Here is a 17,570-nt window from a genome sequence, read left to right as displayed (position 1 = left end):
GATTTTGTTAAAATGATATCCTGTTGAATGAGAAAGGAATTAATTAAAATTATGGCAAAAAAGAATGAATATAATTATTTTGATCAATTTGTTAAACTAGAAGATTACTCTTGCAAATGTGCTGAGATCTTACATGAAACATTATCTAATTTTAAAACAGAAACCCTTGGGGACAAGCTAAAAGAAATTCATAAAATTGAACATTCCGCTGATTTAGCAAAACATGACATGATGAATCGCTTAGCATCTGAATTTATTACACCAATTGAACGAGAAGATATCATGAGCTTATCACAGAAAATCGATGATATTACAGATGCTGTTGAAGATGTATTAATCAAAATACATATGTTTAATATAAGTGTTATACGTCCAGAAGTATTAGAGTTTACTGGTTTGATCGTTAAATGTTGTGAATCACTTAATTTAGCATTAAAGGAATTATATAACTTTAAAAAGTCTGATACATTAAATGATAAGGTAATTGAAGTAAATCACCTAGAAGAGAATGGAGATGTTCTTTATTACGATTCTGTTCATGAATTATTTACTCAATCCAAAGATCCAGTGGAATTATTAGTATGGACTGAAATCTTTAATCGACTTGAAAAATGTTGCGATGCTTGTGAATCTGCAGCAAATGATATTGAATCAATCGTTATGAAGAATTCTTAATGTGCTTGGAACTGTTGTATTAGGGGACAACAGTTCTTTTTTTATGCAATTCTTTATATAAATGAGTTGCCCGACAAATTACCAGGCTAGATTTTGAAACAGGTCATTTGCCGTACAACTCATATAGATAAAAGCTAGAACAAATAAGTTGACTTGTTCTAGCTTTTTTTTAAAGTGGATTAGGGCAATAAGCTCTGACCTAAGAGTTTAATTGCAATTCATATAGCTTTTTGTAGATTCCATTTTGGATTAATAATTCTTGATGTGTTCCTGATTCACGAATACGGCCTTTATGCATTACAATGATATTGTCAGCATGCTGTATGGTTGATAATCTATGAGCGACCATAATGGTAGTACGACCATCCATAAGCTTTTCTAAAGCATCTTGAATTAACGTTTCAGTTTCTGTATCTATATTGGCAGTTGCTTCATCCATTACTAGAATGTTAGGCTTGTAAGCAAGTGTACGAGCGAATGAGAGGAGTTGCCTTTGTCCAGCTGAGAAGGTAGCACCTCGTTCTGATACAGGTTCATCAAATCGATTCGGAAGGTTATGAATGAAAGGAGAAGCATTGACATGTTCACATGCTTTTTCAATTTCTTCCATAGTGATATCCTCGCGATTTAAACTAATATTACTCTTAATATCTCCAGTAAAGATGAAGACATCTTGTTGAACTTGTCCGATGGAAGAACGAAGTTCATTTTTACTAAGTTCTTTTATATTAATTCCATCAATTAATATTTCACCTTTTTGAATATCATAATATCGTCCAATTAGATTTAGAATAGAAGATTTACCAGCACCAGTAGCTCCAACAAAAGCAACTTTCTCTCCTGGAAGAATGGTAAAACTAACATCTTTTAATATATATTCTTCTCCTTCGTAGGCGAACCATACGTTTTTGAATTCTATTTTGCCTTTTATGTCTGGAAGGTGAATTGGTTCCTCTTTTTCTAATATCATTGGTTCCTCATCAAGAATGGTAAATATTTTTTCAGCAGAAGCTAAGGAAGATTGCAAGGTACCAAATTGCTCTGCTAATTCTTGGATTGGGTCAAAGAAGGAATTAATGTATTGTATAAAGATGAATAGGGTACCCATAGTTAATGCGCCATGAAGGACCGAGGAACCACCAATTCCAATTATTATAACTAAGGATATAACTGAAAGCATATAAATAGATGGCCTAAAGATTGCAAATACCATCATTTCACGAAAAAATGCTTTGTATACTTCTTTATTTTTTGTTTCGAACTCCTTATATTTTTCTTTTTCTCTAGCAAATATCTGAATTAGTTTCATTCCAGATATATTTTCAGATAAAAATGTATTAATAATGGTTAACTTTGTTCTTGTTACACGGTAGGTAGCTCTTGATATTTTTTTAAATATAAAAGTAAGTAGGACAATAAATGGCATTAGAAGAAAGGAGAATAGCGCCATTTTTAAGTCAATACGAATCATTACAATAGCTAACCCAATGATCTTAATTGAATTTTTAAATAGTTTAATGATAATAGTAGAGAACATTTCGCTTAAGGCCTCTACATCATTCGTGATTCGAGTAACGATTCTTCCAACAGGGTTAATATCAAAGAAACGTAGGGATAATGAATGAATATGTTCGTAGATTTCTTTTCGTATATTATAAACAATATTTTGTCCAAGTAGTTGTAGAATCCATGTTTGAATCATATTAAATAAGAAACTGAATAATAGCACGATTAAGTATATCATTGCAGCTAATTTGATACCGCTAAAATCACTTGTTCTTAATTGTTTCAGTTCAGAAGAAGTCAATCTAGTTCCTTGTAATTCTTTGGTATCTTTCTGTATCGAAATCTTGTTACTACGTAATCTAAAATTTAATATATTATTATTGTTGACACTATTGCTAATATATTGTTGTTCAGTTAAAGTTAAACTTTTGAATAAATAATAATTATCCTTATAGAGTACGATTTGTAGATATTTTGAAACCTTATGTGTATCAAAATCTTTACTTATATAATAGTTATCATATGCTATAGAATTCTTACTGTCTTTTTCTACAACAGCATATGGTTTATTGTATCCGTTAATATATTGATCAATGGCATCTCCGATTAAGATTGGACGATATAATTCAAAACCAGTGATACATAATACAAGGATAAAGGCAATAAGCATCTGATGCCAATAGGGTTTTAAATAACTTAGTAAACGCAGTAGTACATTTCCGTGTGAATTGTCTGTTACATCTGTTTCTTTAATCAAAGTTCCACCTCCTTAACTCTCTGATATCTGTTTTTCAAGTTGTTGTTTCTCATACATGTGTCGGTAGATACCATATTGGTTCATTAGTTGCTCGTGAGTTCCGTATTCTGCCTGTTTACCTTCTTCTAAGACTAGAATGTGATCAGCATTTTGAATTGTTGATATTCGATGAGCAATAATGATTGTAGTTTTATCTTTGCGATTTGTTTTTAGATTCTCTAATATCTGTTCTTCGGTATTGGTATCAACTGCGGATAGTGCATCATCTAAGATTAGAATTGGTGCATTCTTCATAAGAGCTCTTGCAATACTTGTTCTTTGTTTTTGTCCGCCTGATAAAGTGACTCCTCTTTCTCCGACTTCAGTTTCATAATTTTCTGGGAAGTCCATGATATTGTCATGGATGCAAGCAGCTTTAGCAGAAGCAATCACTTCATCGATATCATTCGTGTTAGCTCCGAATGCAATATTATTTTGAAGTGTCTCAGAGAATAGAAAATTATCTTGTGGAACATAAGCAATACCTTCGCGAAGTGTTTTTAAAGGAAGATCATTAATATCCTTATCATCGATTAATATGGAATTGGAATCGATATTATACATTCGCAGTAAAAGATTAGCGATTGTTGTTTTTCCGCTACCCGTACGGCCTAGAATAGCCAGTGTTTGTCCTTGCTCTATTGTAACGTTAACATGATCTAAAGCTTTTATGTCTTTATTTGGATATGTAAATGATACATTCCTTAGTTCAATCTTACCATTTAATTTGTCAACTTGCTTAACTGTGGGAAAATCTATAATATCAGGAACTTCAGAAAAGATATTTTCGATTCTTTTTAATGATGCAAAACCTTGAGAGATAATAGTAATACTATCGCCTGCAGCTAACATTGGCCAAACAAGCATTCCGATGTATTGATTAAAAGCAATGAATCTGCCAAGACTAATTCTGCCAGTGATTGTTAAATATCCACCATACAACAATGTAATTACACTGGAGAGCCCAATGATAACATCTAATAAAGGCATTACAACTGCTTGTAATTTTACTACCTGCATACTTTTATCCATATTCTTCTTGCTAGATTTTGCGAAATCTTTTAATTCATAACGTTCTCTGACAAATGCTTTAATAACACGAATTCCTGAGATACTTTCTTGTACCTTATCCGTTAGTTCAGAAAAAGCCTCTTGTTTTTCAGTAAATCGATGTTCAATTGCCTTACCGTAGAAAAAACCACCAATAGCTATCGTACTTAATGGAATGACTGCAAGAAGAGTTAAGGAAAGACTGATGTGAGTTATCATTTTAACTAATACCATAATAGTCATTATGATAGCGTCAAATGTTGTGATAACTCCAGGTCCGATAGACATACGAACTGCATTTAAGTCATTCGTACAATGTGCCATTAAATCGCCAGTTTTATTTTCGTTAAAATATCTTAGAGACAATTTTTCTAAATGACCAAAAATATCATTTCGTATATGATATTCAATTTTTCTAGCTGACCCAAATATAAAAAATCTCCAGAGAAATCTTCCAATGGTTAATGTGAATCCAACCAGAAGTATATTTAGAATGATATGAAAGATACCATTCATATCTAAGGTATGATTTTGCAGACCATCGGTTAGATCACCAGTGAATTGCGGAATGTATAGATTCAATATGTCTACAATAAATAAAGTAATAATTCCACCAATATACCGCCACTTGTATTGTTTGAGATAACGAATTAGGATGTTGTCTCGATTCATGTATTGTTCCTCCTATTCCTTAATCTAATATTATAGGCTAGGGTAGCAAAGATCTTTGACATCCTAGCCTGTTATAAGTTAAACTCTATCTATTATCCATGATATAATGTAAAATATCAAGACTTTTGGAAAATTATATAAAAGATAAGTTGTATTTCACTAATTCTTGTGTTGATATTAATTGTTTTTTCGTATATTATAAATATAACTGTAAAATATTAACATACATTTATGGGAACAGTTACACTTTTTAATGGTAGAGTTAATATAAAAATAAGCTTATGGATTGGAGTAAAATATGAAGAAGAGAAATATAAATTACAATTATATAGCAGTATTTTGTACTGTGATATTTGTATTAACATTTGCAATAGTAGGTTACTATATAGGGGATTGGAATAGTAAAAAAACAGTAACTACTATGGCACAAGTAGAAGATAAAAATGAATTAGGGAAAGGAATATCTAAAGAGAGCAAGAAAACCCCTAATTCGACAACTACTACAAAGTCTATTGGAGAACAAAGAGATGCCAAAGAAAGTAATTCGCAATATGACTCGAATGAAAGCACTGCAACTTATCAAGATGACCAAAATAACACTGTATCATTCCTAGCTGTAGGTGATGATTTAGTACATATTGAAGTATATAAAAGTGGAATAAAAAAGAACAAAGTTCTAAATTATGATCATTTATTTTCTAAGTTAAAGAATGATATTTCAAAGGCTGATATCTCTGTGATTAATCAAGAGACTATTTTTGGTGATCGATCGGTTGGATATTCTGGCTATCCAAATTTTTGCTCCCCAATTGAAATAGGCGAAGCAATTAAAAAAGCTGGATTTGATGTTGTTCTACAAGCAACTAACCATACTCTTGATAAGGGAACCAAAGCAATAGATTATACTTTATCTTTCTGGAGGAAACAAAAATGTATAACACTTCTAGGTGTAAATCAAGATCAAAATGAACGTAATACCATACGTATTGTTGAAAAGAAAGGAATTAAATTTGCATTACTTAATTATACCTTCTCCTTGAATGGACATATTTTGCCAAGCAATCAATCTTACAGGATAGATATGTTAGATGAAGACCAGATGAAGGCAGATATAACAAAAGCGAAAAAACTTGCAGATGTTGTTATTGTGTTTCCACATTGGGGAACAGAATATTCTTACCATCCAGATGAGAAACAGAAATATTATACTAAGTTTTTTGCGAAAGAAGGTGTGGATGTAGTAATTGGATCACATCCACATGTTCTGCAGCCAGTAGAGTGGGTGAATGGACCTAAGAATCATAAGATGCTCGTATATTATTCATTGGGTAATTATGTTTCCTATCAGAGAGAAGCACCCAGAATGTTAGGAGGCATGGCAAATATGGAATTTATAAAGAAAAATGATAAAGTTGAAATCAAAAATGCATCTATTACTCCGATAGTAACTCATTATGAGAAGGCAAATAATTATAATTTTTCTGTGTACAAGCTCTCTGATTATACAGAAAATCTAGCTAAGGTACATGGGGTGTTAAGACTTGAAAAGGAAAGTTACTTTTCGCTGGGAGAAATGAAAAAGTTAGCAAAAAATATATTAGGTGAATGGTATAAAGAAAAATAATAGAATAATATAGGACTTATTCTTGCTATTTAATAAAATCTTTAGAAATATGATATAAAAATGATATTTTTTGGAGGTATACTTAGATGGATTATTTGGAAATAAAATAATTACTAAATATATTCTAAGAAAGGTAAGAGTATGATATGAGACTGAAAATGAAAGATATTCTGGCACTGTTATTAATTATTACGTTTACGGTAGGAAGTGCTAGAGTGTATGCAAGTAGTAATACAACAGAGCAGAAGTTAAATGAGAAAGCTAAGAAAGCTTTTGAATCGGTTATTCAGAACAGAAATAAACTTTATAAACAGCTTGATTTGGGAAAATGTAAAAGCTATCAAATGATCGATTTAAATAAAGATGGAGTTGTAGAATTGTTATTATCAACTTCAAATGCATCAAAAGAAGAGGATACTGCGGGTTATAAAAGTTATTTATTTAGCTTATACAATGGAAAGGTTAAATATATTGATACTCTACAATGCAGTCAAAGTGGAATCCGCTACAACAATAAAAAAGGAACTCTTTATGCATCAGTAGGTGGAACAGGAGGCTATACTAATACGATATATCAATTAGTAAATAACTCTTTGAAGAGGGTGACTGTATTAGAAGAAAAGAAACAATATGATGAATCAGGAGCAACAGCATCAGCGAAAACTGTGTTCTATAGAGATAATAAGAAAATAACTAGTGCAGTATATACAAAAGTAGTAAATACATATTATAGTAATAACTACATTAATTATATTTTGATAACTAATAAGATATCTTCTAATGTAGTTAACTATAGAAAAGAATGCTTTGAGATTGAAAAACGTACAAAGAATTTATGGAAAAATAGTGATACAACTCTTGATATGAAAAAAACTGCTGATAAGGAGTATTCACTTTGGGATCAGGAATTAAATAAAATTTATTCTGCTGTTCGAAATAATATGTCAGCATCTGAAAAGGATCAAATCAAAACAGTACAGTTAAAATGGATTAAAGAAAAAGAGAGTAAAGCAAAAATCGCATCGAATAAGTATAAAGGAGGAACGATGGAATCTGTTGCTTATAGTATGGAATTGGGAAAACTTACTAAAGATAGAGTATATGATTTGGTGAATATCTATTTTGGGCAATAATTAGAAGGCCATAAAGATTCGTATAAATAATAAGATATTGCATAGACTATCCTATTATGATTAAGAAAAGGTAGGAATATATATGGAAAATGAGAAAAATAAAATATTGAATAAAGAAGAAATAGAAAAAGCAGATGGTTTATATTACGAAGAAATAAATGATAAAAAACCTGAAAATCAAAATCAAACGCATAACATAAAGAAACAAGCAATGGGACCAAATACGAGAAGATAATGGACAAGAAAAACAACAAATTGAATCAAATGTATGAGGACATTAATTATCATATATTAAATGATACAAGACCATCTATTTATATAGAAAGTTTGGATGAAAAAGGTGAGCTAGAAGACAGACCATTTAACATGTTATCAAGACTAAAGAAGGTTGAACAATCTAAAAAGTATCATCCTGAAGGAAATGTATGGAAACATACAATGCTTGTTCTTAATGAAGCAGCTAAAGTAAAAGAAAAAAGTAGTGATTCAAATGTGTTTATGTGGGGCGCTTTGCTACATGATATCGGTAAGTTTGAGACTACCAAGTATAGAAAAGATAAAATAACCTCCTATGATCATGATAAAGTCGGAGCTAAAAGAGTAGAGGAATTCTTGGAATATTTTCAACAAGATACTGAATATATAAAGAAAGTTGCAATGCTTGTTAAATATCATATGTATATACTATATGTAGTAAAAGATCTTCCTTTTGCTGATCTAAAAGGATTAAGAAAGGAAACGAATATTGATGATATTGCTCTGCTTGGTTTGTGCGATCGCCTTGGTAGAGGTGGTGCAGATGAAAAACTGGAAGAAGAGAATATTAGATTGTTTTTAAAAAAGGCGAAGAATAATAAATAATTCAAATGTAAAGAACATTTGAATTATTTTTTTGTCTATATTATAATGAATGTTGTCTTATGACATACATTTTTGTTAGTTTTTGTTTAATATTTAATATTGACATATTATACAACAAAAACTATAATACATATCATAATACTAGGAAAAGAGGGAAAAATATGAAGAAATCGGATATACGATCAGTAGCTGCAATTGGAATTGGAACAGCTTTGTTTATTTTATTGACATTAGCAGCAATTCCAGTAGGATTCATACCGAATACTCAATTACAGACAAGAGTTGCATTTTTAACTTTTATGTCAGCAATTTTTGGACCTGTAGTTGGAGGTGCAATTGGCTTTTTAGGTCATGCTATTGCGGATGCGTCCTTTTATGGAGGCGTATGGTGGAGTTGGGTAATACCAGAAGGAGTATATGGTATTATAATTGGTATCTTTGCTTTGAAATTTAAAATTGAAGATGGCGGATTTGGATTGAAAGAAACTGTTCTATTTAATATCGCTCAAGTTGTGGCAAATATTATTGCTTGGATTGTGATTGCACCTATCCTTGATATAGTTATTTATGCTGAACCAGCAAATAAAGTATTTGCACAAGGAGCTACTTCTGCACTATTAAATATTATTACTGTTGCTATCATTGGTACAATTTTAACGAAAGCATATTCTAAAGTGAAATCAAAAACATCAAGTTTATCTGTTGAAGATTAGTACATAACGTTAAAAGAAGATCTATTTGGATTAGGGGTTAAAATATCCTGAGTTTAATAGGTCTTTTATGTTATAAAAAAGTGACTAATGTCAAGTTTACTCTTTTTTTCTTATCTAAAACAGTGTATAATCGTTTGATGGATATAAAAAGTATATTAGGACGGAAAGGATTCTGAGATGAAGAACCCAATAATACAATTTGAAAACTATACATTTAAATATCGTACGCAAAAAGAGCCTACACTCAAGAATATTAATCTTACAATATATGAAGGAGAAAAAGTGTTAATCGTAGGTCCTTCTGGTTCGGGAAAATCAACATTATCGAACTGCATCAATGGATTAGTTCCGTTTTCCTATAAAGGCGATATTAAAGGAAAATTAACGATTAAAGGTAAAACACCACATAAAGCAGGGATCTTTGAAATGTCTCAAATAGTGGGGACCGTGCTTCAGGACCCAGATGGGCAGTTTGTTGGTCTTACTGTGGGCGAAGATATAGCATTTTCACTTGAAAATGATTGTGTTAAACAAGTTGAAATGAAAGAACGTGTATATCAAGCTGCGAAAACAGTTGGAGTTCATGAATTATTAAGACACTCTCCGCAAGAATTGTCTGGTGGACAAAAGCAAAGGGTTTCCATGGCGGGAGTTATGGTAGTTGGATGTGATATTTTATTATTTGATGAACCACTAGCGAATCTTGATCCTGCAACTGGTAAGTACGCGATTGATTTGATTGATAAAATACATAATGAGAGTAAAAAGACTATTATCATAATTGAACATCGTTTGGAGGATGTATTGTACCGAGATGTTGATCGAATTGTTGTTGTAGCGAATGGTGGGATTGTAGCAGATCTCACTACAGATGAAATCCTATCATCGAATATTCTAAAAGAACATGGTATAAGAGAACCTCTTTATATTAGTGCCTTAAAATACGCTGGCTGTCAATTGAAGAAAGAGTCAAAACCAAGCAATTTAAATAAGATGGAATTAGGTGCGTTTCAGTGTGCAGTTAGAGATTGGTATCAATCTGTAGATATAAAAGAAAAAGAGAATATGAACAGTGAGATACTTAAGGTTTCAAATCTTTCTTTTGGATATGATGATCAGGTTGAAGTTGTTAGTGATATATCATTTTCGATAAAAAAAGGAGAGATGATAAGCATTGTTGGTAAAAATGGTGCAGGAAAGTCAACTCTATCAAAGTTAATCTGCGGTTTTCAGACTCCAACAAAGGGAATGATATTATATGATGGCCAAGATATGATATCCGATTCTATTAAAGAAAGAGCCGAAAAAATTGGTATCGTTATGCAAAATCCTAATCAGATGATTTCAAAATCAATGATTAAAGAGGAAGTAGCACTTGGACTAATTGCAAGAGGTGTGGCACCAGAGGTTATTGAGAAAAGAGTAGATGATACTTTGCGTATCTGTGGCTTGTACCAATATCGTAATTGGCCAATTCAAGCATTGAGCTTTGGTCAAAAGAAGAGAGTCACAATTGCGTCAATATTGGTATTACAACCTAAAATACTCATTTTAGATGAACCTACTGCAGGGCAGGATTTCAGACACTATACAGAGATTATGGAGTTCTTAAAGAAATTAAATAAAGAACAAGGTATTACAATTATTTTAATAACTCATGATATGCATTTGATGCTTGAATATACGGATCGTGCTATTGTAATAGCAGATGGAAAATTAATTGAAGATAATAGCTCCGCCTCTGTCTTAACCAATAGGGACATAATAGAAAAAGCTAGCTTAAAAGAGACTTCTTTATATGATTTAGCGTTAAGATGCGATATTGATAATCCTACTACTTTTGTAGAACGATTTATACAGTATGATAGGGAGGTACGATCCAATGGCTAAATTATTGACCTATTCAGAAAAAAATACTTGGATTCATCGATTATGCGGTGTAACTAAACTAATATTCTTTATTCTATGGTCGGTGGTAGGAATGGTTACATACGATACTAGAGTGTTAGGGGTAATGCTACTATTAAGTCTTATACTATTTAAGATGTCCAAAACAGATTATCGCCAAGTTGCTACTATAGTAAAAGTAGTTGGTTTCTTTCTGTTGATCAATGTTATAGCAATTTATGCTTTTTCGCCTGGCCAAGGAACAAAAATCTACAACTGTAGAACTGTGATATTCCATATAATAGGACCTTATGACATAACAAAAGAACAATTATTTTATGAATTCAATGTAATTCTTAAGTATTTTACGGTTGTTCCAATCGCTTTAATGTTCATATTAACCACGAATCCAAGTGAATTTGCAGCTTCATTAAATAAATTGGGTATAAAATATACGATCGGGTACTCCATAGCGATTGCATTAAGATATATACCAGATGTACAAAATGATTTTAATGAAATTAAATTAGCTCAAGAAGCAAGAGGAATTGATATGTCTGTAAAGGTAAGCTTACCTACCAGGTTAAAGAGTATGTTCGCAATTATATTTCCATTAATATTCTCGAGCCTTGAACGAATCGATACTGTAAGTAATGCTATGGAGCTTCGAGGATTTGGAAAAAACAAAAGACGAACCTGGTATTCTGAAAAAAAATTCAGCAAGTCAGATTACCTTAGTATCATCTTTGTTATTTTATCAAGTGTGATAGCAATTATTATCACTTTTTATGATGGAAATAGATTTTATAATCCTTTCTAGTGATGGAAAGGAATAGAAAGACAGAACAAGATTAGAATGTATACTAGAGTACATGTTATAAATAGGCCTATAATTTTTAGATAGGTTTTGTTAAAGGAAGGGTAGACATTATCATGGAAAATAATTTAATAAAAATGTACGAGGAATTAAAAATTGATTCGAAAGTACTTGAATATGCAAAAGATATCGAAAGCTCTTTAAAGGAACGTTTCGAACGAATAGATCAAGTGGCAGAATATAATCAGTTAAAAGTAATTAAGGCAATGCAAGATAACAGATTGAGCGATGTTCATTTTGCAGCAACTACTGGTTATGGTTATAATGATTTGGGAAGGGAGACTCTAGAAGCAGTATATGCATCTGCTTTTCATGCAGAAGCTGCTTTAGTGAGACCTCAACTAACTTGTGGTACACATGCTTTAAGTACAGCATTATCAGGTAATCTTAGACCTGGTGATGAGATATTATCTCCAGTTGGAAAGCCATATGACACATTAGAAGGTGTGATTGGAATTACGGAATCAAAAGGTTCTTTAAAAGAATATGGTATTACATATTCTCAAGTTGATTTACTTGAAAATGGAGACTTTGATTATGATAATATCAAAAAAGCAATCAACGATAAAACAAAGTTAGTAACTATTCAACGTTCAAAAGGCTATGCAACAAGAAAAACTTTGTCAGTAAAAAGAATCGGTGAACTAATTGACTTTATTAAGAAGATTAAACCAGATGTCATTTGTATGGTAGATAATTGCTATGGTGAATTCGTAGAAACAATAGAGCCTAGTGATGTGGGCGCTGATCTAGTGGTAGGTTCCTTAATTAAGAATCCAGGTGGTGGATTAGCACCTATAGGTGGCTATATTGTAGGTAAAGAAGAATATGTTGAGAATGCAGCATACAGATTAACAGCACCAGGTTTAGGAAAAGAAGTAGGGGCAACTTTAGGAATTAATCAACAATTATTCCAAGGATTTTTCTTGGCGCCAACAGTAGTAGCAGGAGCACTTAAAGGAGCAATCTATGCGGCTAATATCTACGAAAAACTTGGTTTTCCTGTTATACCAAATGGATCAGAATCAAGACATGATATCATTCAAGCAGTGGAATTAAAGTCAAAAGAAGCAATCGTTGCATTCTGCAAAGGAATTCAAGCTGCAGCACCAGTAGATAGTTATGTAACTCCAGAACCTTGGGCAATGCCGGGATATAATTCTGATGTAATTATGGCAGCAGGAGCTTTTATTCAAGGTTCATCCATCGAATTAAGCGCCGATGCCCCAATCAAACCACCATACGCAGTATATTTTCAAGGTGGCCTAACTTGGTATCATGCTAAAATGGGTATCTTAATGTCAGTACAAAAACTATGGGAAGAGAACTTAATCAAGCTATAGTGTTTATAATTAAATTAATAAATTATAAAATGATTAGGATGTCAAAAGTCTTTCTTAACATAGATTGTGGATAGATGCATAATTATTAATTTTGGCATAGTACAGCTGAAATCATTGCTTATATTTTGTCAAGGCTCAAGGTGAAAATTGGAACGTGAGTGAGTATTTTCGCTTGTAGTGATGATTGTAACAAAACATAATAAGTTTGTTTTATAAACTTTTTGAAGAAAAGGTAGTCAAAAATCATAATTATACATCGATATACACTCAGTAAACTACAAAAAGACTTTTGACATCCTAACCTAATATAAATAAAATTATTTATTAAATTTAACACTTACGTTTTTGATTAAAACTATAAGCTTTATTTGATAAGAACTTAATTATACTTATAAATTCAGTCGATAACGTAAATTAATTACCATGAGTGAAACTTTTACATCGTCGTGACTTTGACTCATTTGTGAAGTTACTTATGTCTTATCACTTTGAGTTAGATATAAAAAGTTCACTGTTTGACGAACAAAGTGAGGAATGTGAAATAATAAGCATTTCACACGTTGAATTTAGGCCTGCGAGCAAGTCGCAGGCAGGTGGGTTAGTTTGAACTTTTTATATCTGCTTTTATCAAAGTGATAAAACATTAGTAACATCCAAATGAGTAAATGGAGCGTAAGATGTAAAAGTTTCACTCATGGTAATTTAGATAACCTACCCACTGAATTTATCAAGTATTCAATGAACTAGTGAGTAGGAAACGTGATTTGATAATTAAAAAAACTATTACAAATCTATTGTCTGAATATTAAGAAATCTTAATACAATTAAGGTATACAAATTTATGGATTTATGATAAAATGTTGCGTGTAAAATAGTTATCTTGGGAGGGAGTTATGGCAAAAACTAGTGATAAAAACTTCTGGATACTATTTCTTTTGATGCTTTCGGGAATAGTATTAGGGGGATTTGTAGGGTATGCTGTTAGAGGTATGCAGTACTTTACTTGGCTTAATTATGGACAGGAATTCGGCTTTAAGAATCCAATAATACTCAACTTAGGAATCATGACCATAACCTTTGGATTAAAGATAAAGATTACTTTAGCAAGTATACTTGGTGTTGTAATATCGATATTCGTTTATAAAAAAATATAAGTAATTTTGCTTAGTAATTAAATAATCACAAATAATGGGTTCTAATTTAATTTGCTTGGAGAGAGACAATTAAATTAGGAGGAATTGAATGAATAAGCATGAAATTGAGATATCAAAACAAAAGGAAGAATGTTCTGTTAAGCAACATCAGACAGTGAAAGAGCTTCCTTTATCAGAGCGTCCTTATGAAAAATGCGAAAAATATGGTCCTAGTGCTTTGTCAGATGCAGAGTTGTTAGCTGTCGTTTTAAGAACAGGTTCAAGAAATGAAAGAGTTATGGATGTAGCAATGAATATTTTAAATTATTCAAAAGCACATAGAGGTCTAATTGGGATTAATTATTTATCCTTGCATGAATTAATGACGATTCAGGGAATAGGTAAAGTAAAAGCTATTCAGATTGAGTGTATAGCAGAGATTACTAAGAGAATGGCGAAAGCTACGAATGAAGAAGGATTAAAGTTATTAACCCCGGAATCAGTTGCAAATTATTATATGCAGGAAATGAGGCATTTGAGTAGGGAACAGATTATTTTAGTAATGCTTGATTCGAAAAGCAAGATATTAAAAGATATGATTATTTCAACAGGAACAGTAAATGCTTCTATATTAGCACCAAGAGAGATTTTTGTTAATGCGTTGAAATATGGTGCAGTTAATATTATATTGCTTCATAATCATCCGAGTGGAGATCCTACTCCAAGTAAGGAAGATATTAATTCGACGAAAAGAATGCAAGAAGCTGGAAATATTGTTGGAATTCGGCTTATAGATCATATAATCATTGGCGATAATAGATTTATAAGTTTAAAGGAACACGGAATACTTTAAGATTGGAAGGAGTAATAAGGCATGGCTAGTAAAGTATTTGGCATAGATTTTGGTACTAGTACGATTAAAATATATAAAAAGGGTGCAGGTATTATTCTTGACGAGAAGAATGTAATTGCAGTTGAAAATAGAAAAAATGTGAAAGCGGTTGGAAATGAAGCTTATGAAATGCTTGAAAAAGCACCAATAAGTATAGCTGTAACTTATCCAGTAAGAAATGGTGTAATTGCGGATATAGCAAATATGCAGTCTTCGCTGAACTATATGCTAAAGAATATTATGAAAACAGCAAAAGGTTTTGGTGGAAGTGAATTTGTAATTGCAGTTCCAAATGATATAACAGAAGTAGAGAAAAAAGCATTTATTGACTTAATTGCTAATTCAAGTGCAAAAGCTAAAAATATCAGTGTTGTTGATAAACCGATTGCTGATGCTTTGGGTGCAGGACTTGATGTTACGGTTGCTAGAGGAGTCATGGTAGTTGATATAGGAGCTGATACAACTGAGATATCTATAATGTCTCTTGGCGGTATTGTGCTTAGTAAACTAATACCAATTGGTGGTAATAAACTTGATGAGTCAATAAAAATGTTTGTGAAAAAGCAATATAATCTTATTATTGGAGATAAAACAGCGGAAACAATTAAAAAACAACTTGCATCTGCTTATGAAAATGAAGATGATAATATAAAAGTATACGGAAGAAACGTTGTTACTGGATTACCAATTGAAATGGAAATCAATTCATCCATGGTGTATGATTCGATAAAAGACTATCTTCATACAATCATTGAGTCAATAAGGATTATCTTAGAAAGAACTCCACCTGAAATATCATCAGATATTATAGATTCTGGTATTTTTATTACGGGTGGTTCTGCAAATATCAAAAATCTAGATCGTTTAATTTCAGAACAAACGGATTTGGTTGTTAATATCTGCAGCGATCCTGAAAATACTGTAGTAAATGGTATTGGAAGAATCATTGAAGATCCAACTTTCAATTCTTTAGCTATATCTTTAAAGCAAATTTCAAATGGTAATAAAATGAGGGAATAGTATGAGACGTAGGAGAAATATTTCATTACATCCAAAGTATATCTTTGGAATTCTAACAGCAGTTTGTGTTGCGATTATGATTTTATCATTTCTTTACGGTGATAAACTAAGCCCTGTAAAAACTGCGTTTGGTTCTGTTTTAACACCAATGCAAAAAGGCATTAATACAGTGGGAAGAACGATATCAGATAAAATGGATAATTTTCAAGAACTTAAAGGCTTGAAATCCACAAATAAGAAATTAGAAAATGAAGTTGAGACGCTAAAATTTCAAAATAAAGCCTTGCAACAAGACAAGTCAGAATTATCGGAACTTCGTAAACTATTTAAGCTAGATAGCTTATATCCAGACTATCCTAAAGTTGGGGCTCGTGTCATTGGAAAGAACACAAATAATTGGTATAATACGTTTACTATCGATAAAGGAAAAGATGATGGACTAAAAGTTGACATGAATGTTATCGCAGGTGATGGTCTTGTTGGTATCATTACAGAAGTTGGTCATAATTATTCAACGGTCCGTTCGATTATAGATGATTCTAGTAGTGTAACTGGTGTTTTTTCAAAAACAAAAGATGATTGTATGGTAGATGGTGATTTGACTTTAGTAGATGATGGATATATTCGAGTTGGTTATATTCGTAATAAACAAGTTCAGATAAAAGATGGTTATGAAGTTGTTACATCCACTAAAAGTACTAAATTTCTACCAGGTTTACTAATCGGGTATGCGAGTAATGTAAAGCTTGATTCAAATAATTTACAACAATCAGGTTATTTAACACCTTCTGTTGATTTTAAACATCTAGATACAGTGCTAGTAATTACTAAATTAAAGGAAAAATTGAAATAGTTTTGATATAAATGAAAGGATTAGAGAAATGAAACGATTGATTACCATAGCAATAGTAGTTTTATTGTGTTTTATATTGCAGAGTACGGTATTTCAAGTCCTTGCGCTTGCTAATGTGGTACCTAATCTATTGCTTATAGTAACAGTGGCAGTTGGGTATATGAGAGGAAGGACAGAGGGAATCTTTGTCGGATTTGTTAGCGGCCTTCTTGTTGATATGGTTTATGGAGACATTATTGGAATTTGCGCATTTATATATATGCTAGTAGGTTTCTTAAATGGGTATTGTAAGAAAATCTATTATAGAGATGAAATAACAGTACCTATTATTCTAGTATGTATTAGTGATTTCTCTTATAACTTTCTCTATTATGTTTTCCGTTTTTTACTACGTGGTCGCCTTGATCTCTTTTATTATATTAGAAGAATTATGTTACCTGAATTAGTTTATACTGCTTTAGTAGCAATCTTTTTATATAAAGCGTTACATAGCATAAACGGGTGGTTGGAACAATCAGAAGTAGAGGAGGTCTAG

16 protein-coding genes are annotated in these 17,570 nt (G+C 31.7%); 14 read left to right on the top strand and 2 right to left on the bottom strand.

The window, feature by feature from the left end; translation table 11 throughout:
- The first annotated feature begins 51 nt into the window (after positions 1–51).
- Positions 52–675, top strand: coding sequence for a DUF47 domain-containing protein (locus bsdtb5_RS12735; RefSeq protein ID WP_271712365.1), 624 nt, complete (start codon positions 52–54; stop codon positions 673–675).
- A gap of 199 nt (positions 676–874) precedes the next feature.
- On the opposite strand, the gene bsdtb5_RS12730 is transcribed toward bsdtb5_RS12735, so the two are convergent.
- Together bsdtb5_RS12730 and bsdtb5_RS12725 are read right to left on the bottom strand one after the other, a co-directional pair.
- Positions 875–2,938 carry an ABC transporter ATP-binding protein gene (locus bsdtb5_RS12730; RefSeq protein ID WP_271712364.1) on the bottom strand — a complete coding sequence of 688 codons (2,064 nt, stop codon included), beginning with the start codon at positions 2,936–2,938 and terminating at the stop codon, positions 875–877.
- A 12-nt stretch (positions 2,939–2,950) separates the two neighbouring features.
- On the bottom strand, positions 2,951–4,699 hold the full coding sequence (locus tag bsdtb5_RS12725; protein ID WP_271712363.1) for an ABC transporter ATP-binding protein: 1,749 nt from the start codon (positions 4,697–4,699) through the stop codon (positions 2,951–2,953).
- Positions 4,700–4,997: 298 nt separating this feature from the next.
- Here bsdtb5_RS12725 and bsdtb5_RS12720 point away from each other — a divergent pair, with 298 nt between their 5' ends.
- The 13 genes from bsdtb5_RS12720 (at position 4,998) to mreD (ending at position 17,570) form a co-directional block, all read left to right on the top strand.
- Positions 4,998–6,323 (top strand): CapA family protein, encoded by a 1,326-nt coding sequence (locus bsdtb5_RS12720; RefSeq protein WP_271712362.1) that lies wholly within the window; start codon positions 4,998–5,000, stop codon positions 6,321–6,323.
- A gap of 146 nt (positions 6,324–6,469) precedes the next feature.
- On the top strand, positions 6,470–7,456 hold the full coding sequence (locus tag bsdtb5_RS12715; RefSeq protein ID WP_271712361.1) for a lysozyme inhibitor LprI family protein: 987 nt from the start codon (positions 6,470–6,472) through the stop codon (positions 7,454–7,456).
- A gap of 82 nt (positions 7,457–7,538) precedes the next feature.
- Positions 7,539–7,691: a hypothetical protein gene (locus bsdtb5_RS12710; protein ID WP_271712360.1), complete on the top strand. Its 153-nt coding sequence runs from the start codon at positions 7,539–7,541 to the stop codon at positions 7,689–7,691.
- Positions 7,691–8,317, top strand: a complete 627-nt coding sequence (locus bsdtb5_RS12705) for an HDIG domain-containing metalloprotein (protein WP_271712359.1) — start codon at positions 7,691–7,693, stop codon at positions 8,315–8,317. The genes bsdtb5_RS12710 and bsdtb5_RS12705 overlap by 1 nt, the downstream gene beginning before the upstream one ends.
- A 161-nt stretch (positions 8,318–8,478) precedes the next feature.
- Positions 8,479–9,030 (top strand): ECF-type riboflavin transporter substrate-binding protein, encoded by a 552-nt coding sequence (locus tag bsdtb5_RS12700; protein ID WP_271712358.1) that lies wholly within the window; start codon positions 8,479–8,481, stop codon positions 9,028–9,030.
- A gap of 177 nt (positions 9,031–9,207) precedes the next feature.
- Positions 9,208–10,920: an ABC transporter ATP-binding protein gene (locus tag bsdtb5_RS12695; RefSeq protein ID WP_271712357.1), complete on the top strand. Its 1,713-nt coding sequence runs from the start codon at positions 9,208–9,210 to the stop codon at positions 10,918–10,920.
- Complete coding sequence (locus bsdtb5_RS12690) at positions 10,913–11,737, top strand: energy-coupling factor transporter transmembrane component T family protein (RefSeq protein ID WP_271712356.1); 825 nt, start codon at positions 10,913–10,915, stop codon at positions 11,735–11,737. The genes bsdtb5_RS12695 and bsdtb5_RS12690 overlap by 8 nt, the downstream gene beginning before the upstream one ends.
- 113 nt (positions 11,738–11,850) lie before the next feature.
- On the top strand, positions 11,851–13,137 hold the full coding sequence (locus bsdtb5_RS12685) for a methionine gamma-lyase family protein (protein WP_271712355.1): 1,287 nt from the start codon (positions 11,851–11,853) through the stop codon (positions 13,135–13,137).
- An 893-nt stretch (positions 13,138–14,030) separates the two neighbouring features.
- Positions 14,031–14,291 (top strand): DUF4321 domain-containing protein, encoded by a 261-nt coding sequence (locus tag bsdtb5_RS12680; RefSeq protein ID WP_271712354.1) that lies wholly within the window; start codon positions 14,031–14,033, stop codon positions 14,289–14,291.
- 88 nt (positions 14,292–14,379) lie between these two features.
- Entirely contained in the window at positions 14,380–15,123 is a 744-nt protein-coding gene (gene radC / locus bsdtb5_RS12675) for a RadC family protein (RefSeq protein WP_271712353.1), read from the top strand.
- A 21-nt stretch (positions 15,124–15,144) separates the two neighbouring features.
- Positions 15,145–16,182: a rod shape-determining protein gene (locus tag bsdtb5_RS12670; protein ID WP_271712352.1), complete on the top strand. Its 1,038-nt coding sequence runs from the start codon at positions 15,145–15,147 to the stop codon at positions 16,180–16,182.
- A gap of 1 nt (position 16,183) precedes the next feature.
- Positions 16,184–17,035, top strand: coding sequence for a rod shape-determining protein MreC (gene mreC, locus bsdtb5_RS12665; protein WP_271712351.1), 852 nt, complete (start codon positions 16,184–16,186; stop codon positions 17,033–17,035).
- A gap of 28 nt (positions 17,036–17,063) precedes the next feature.
- Positions 17,064–17,570 (top strand): rod shape-determining protein MreD, encoded by a 507-nt coding sequence (gene mreD, locus bsdtb5_RS12660; protein WP_271712350.1) that lies wholly within the window; start codon positions 17,064–17,066, stop codon positions 17,568–17,570.

This window comes from Anaeromicropila herbilytica, from assembly GCF_016591975.1.
GTDB lineage: Bacteria > Bacillota > Clostridia > Lachnospirales > Lachnospiraceae > Anaeromicropila > Anaeromicropila herbilytica.
Note: the sequence above shows the minus strand (reverse complement) of the source record. Positions and strands in the feature narration are given on the sequence as shown.

What these genes read in the sequence shown, in the direction of transcription:
- bsdtb5_RS12735 (WP_271712365.1), top strand. Translation starts at nt 52, where the DNA reads ATGGCAAAAAAGAATGAATATAATTATTTTGATCAATTTGTTAAACTA.
- bsdtb5_RS12725 (WP_271712363.1), bottom strand. Translation starts at nt 4,699, where the DNA reads ATGAATCGAGACAACATCCTAATTCGTTATCTCAAACAATACAAGTGG.
- bsdtb5_RS12720 (WP_271712362.1), top strand. Translation starts at nt 4,998, where the DNA reads ATGAAGAAGAGAAATATAAATTACAATTATATAGCAGTATTTTGTACT.
- bsdtb5_RS12715 (WP_271712361.1), top strand. Translation starts at nt 6,470, where the DNA reads ATGAGACTGAAAATGAAAGATATTCTGGCACTGTTATTAATTATTACG.
- bsdtb5_RS12710 (WP_271712360.1), top strand. Translation starts at nt 7,539, where the DNA reads ATGGAAAATGAGAAAAATAAAATATTGAATAAAGAAGAAATAGAAAAA.
- bsdtb5_RS12705 (WP_271712359.1), top strand. Translation starts at nt 7,691, where the DNA reads ATGGACAAGAAAAACAACAAATTGAATCAAATGTATGAGGACATTAAT.
- bsdtb5_RS12700 (WP_271712358.1), top strand. Translation starts at nt 8,479, where the DNA reads ATGAAGAAATCGGATATACGATCAGTAGCTGCAATTGGAATTGGAACA.
- bsdtb5_RS12695 (WP_271712357.1), top strand. Translation starts at nt 9,208, where the DNA reads ATGAAGAACCCAATAATACAATTTGAAAACTATACATTTAAATATCGT.
- bsdtb5_RS12690 (WP_271712356.1), top strand. Translation starts at nt 10,913, where the DNA reads ATGGCTAAATTATTGACCTATTCAGAAAAAAATACTTGGATTCATCGA.
- bsdtb5_RS12685 (WP_271712355.1), top strand. Translation starts at nt 11,851, where the DNA reads ATGGAAAATAATTTAATAAAAATGTACGAGGAATTAAAAATTGATTCG.
- bsdtb5_RS12680 (WP_271712354.1), top strand. Translation starts at nt 14,031, where the DNA reads ATGGCAAAAACTAGTGATAAAAACTTCTGGATACTATTTCTTTTGATG.
- radC (WP_271712353.1), top strand. Translation starts at nt 14,380, where the DNA reads ATGAATAAGCATGAAATTGAGATATCAAAACAAAAGGAAGAATGTTCT.
- bsdtb5_RS12670 (WP_271712352.1), top strand. Translation starts at nt 15,145, where the DNA reads ATGGCTAGTAAAGTATTTGGCATAGATTTTGGTACTAGTACGATTAAA.
- mreC (WP_271712351.1), top strand. Translation starts at nt 16,184, where the DNA reads ATGAGACGTAGGAGAAATATTTCATTACATCCAAAGTATATCTTTGGA.
- mreD (WP_271712350.1), top strand. Translation starts at nt 17,064, where the DNA reads ATGAAACGATTGATTACCATAGCAATAGTAGTTTTATTGTGTTTTATA.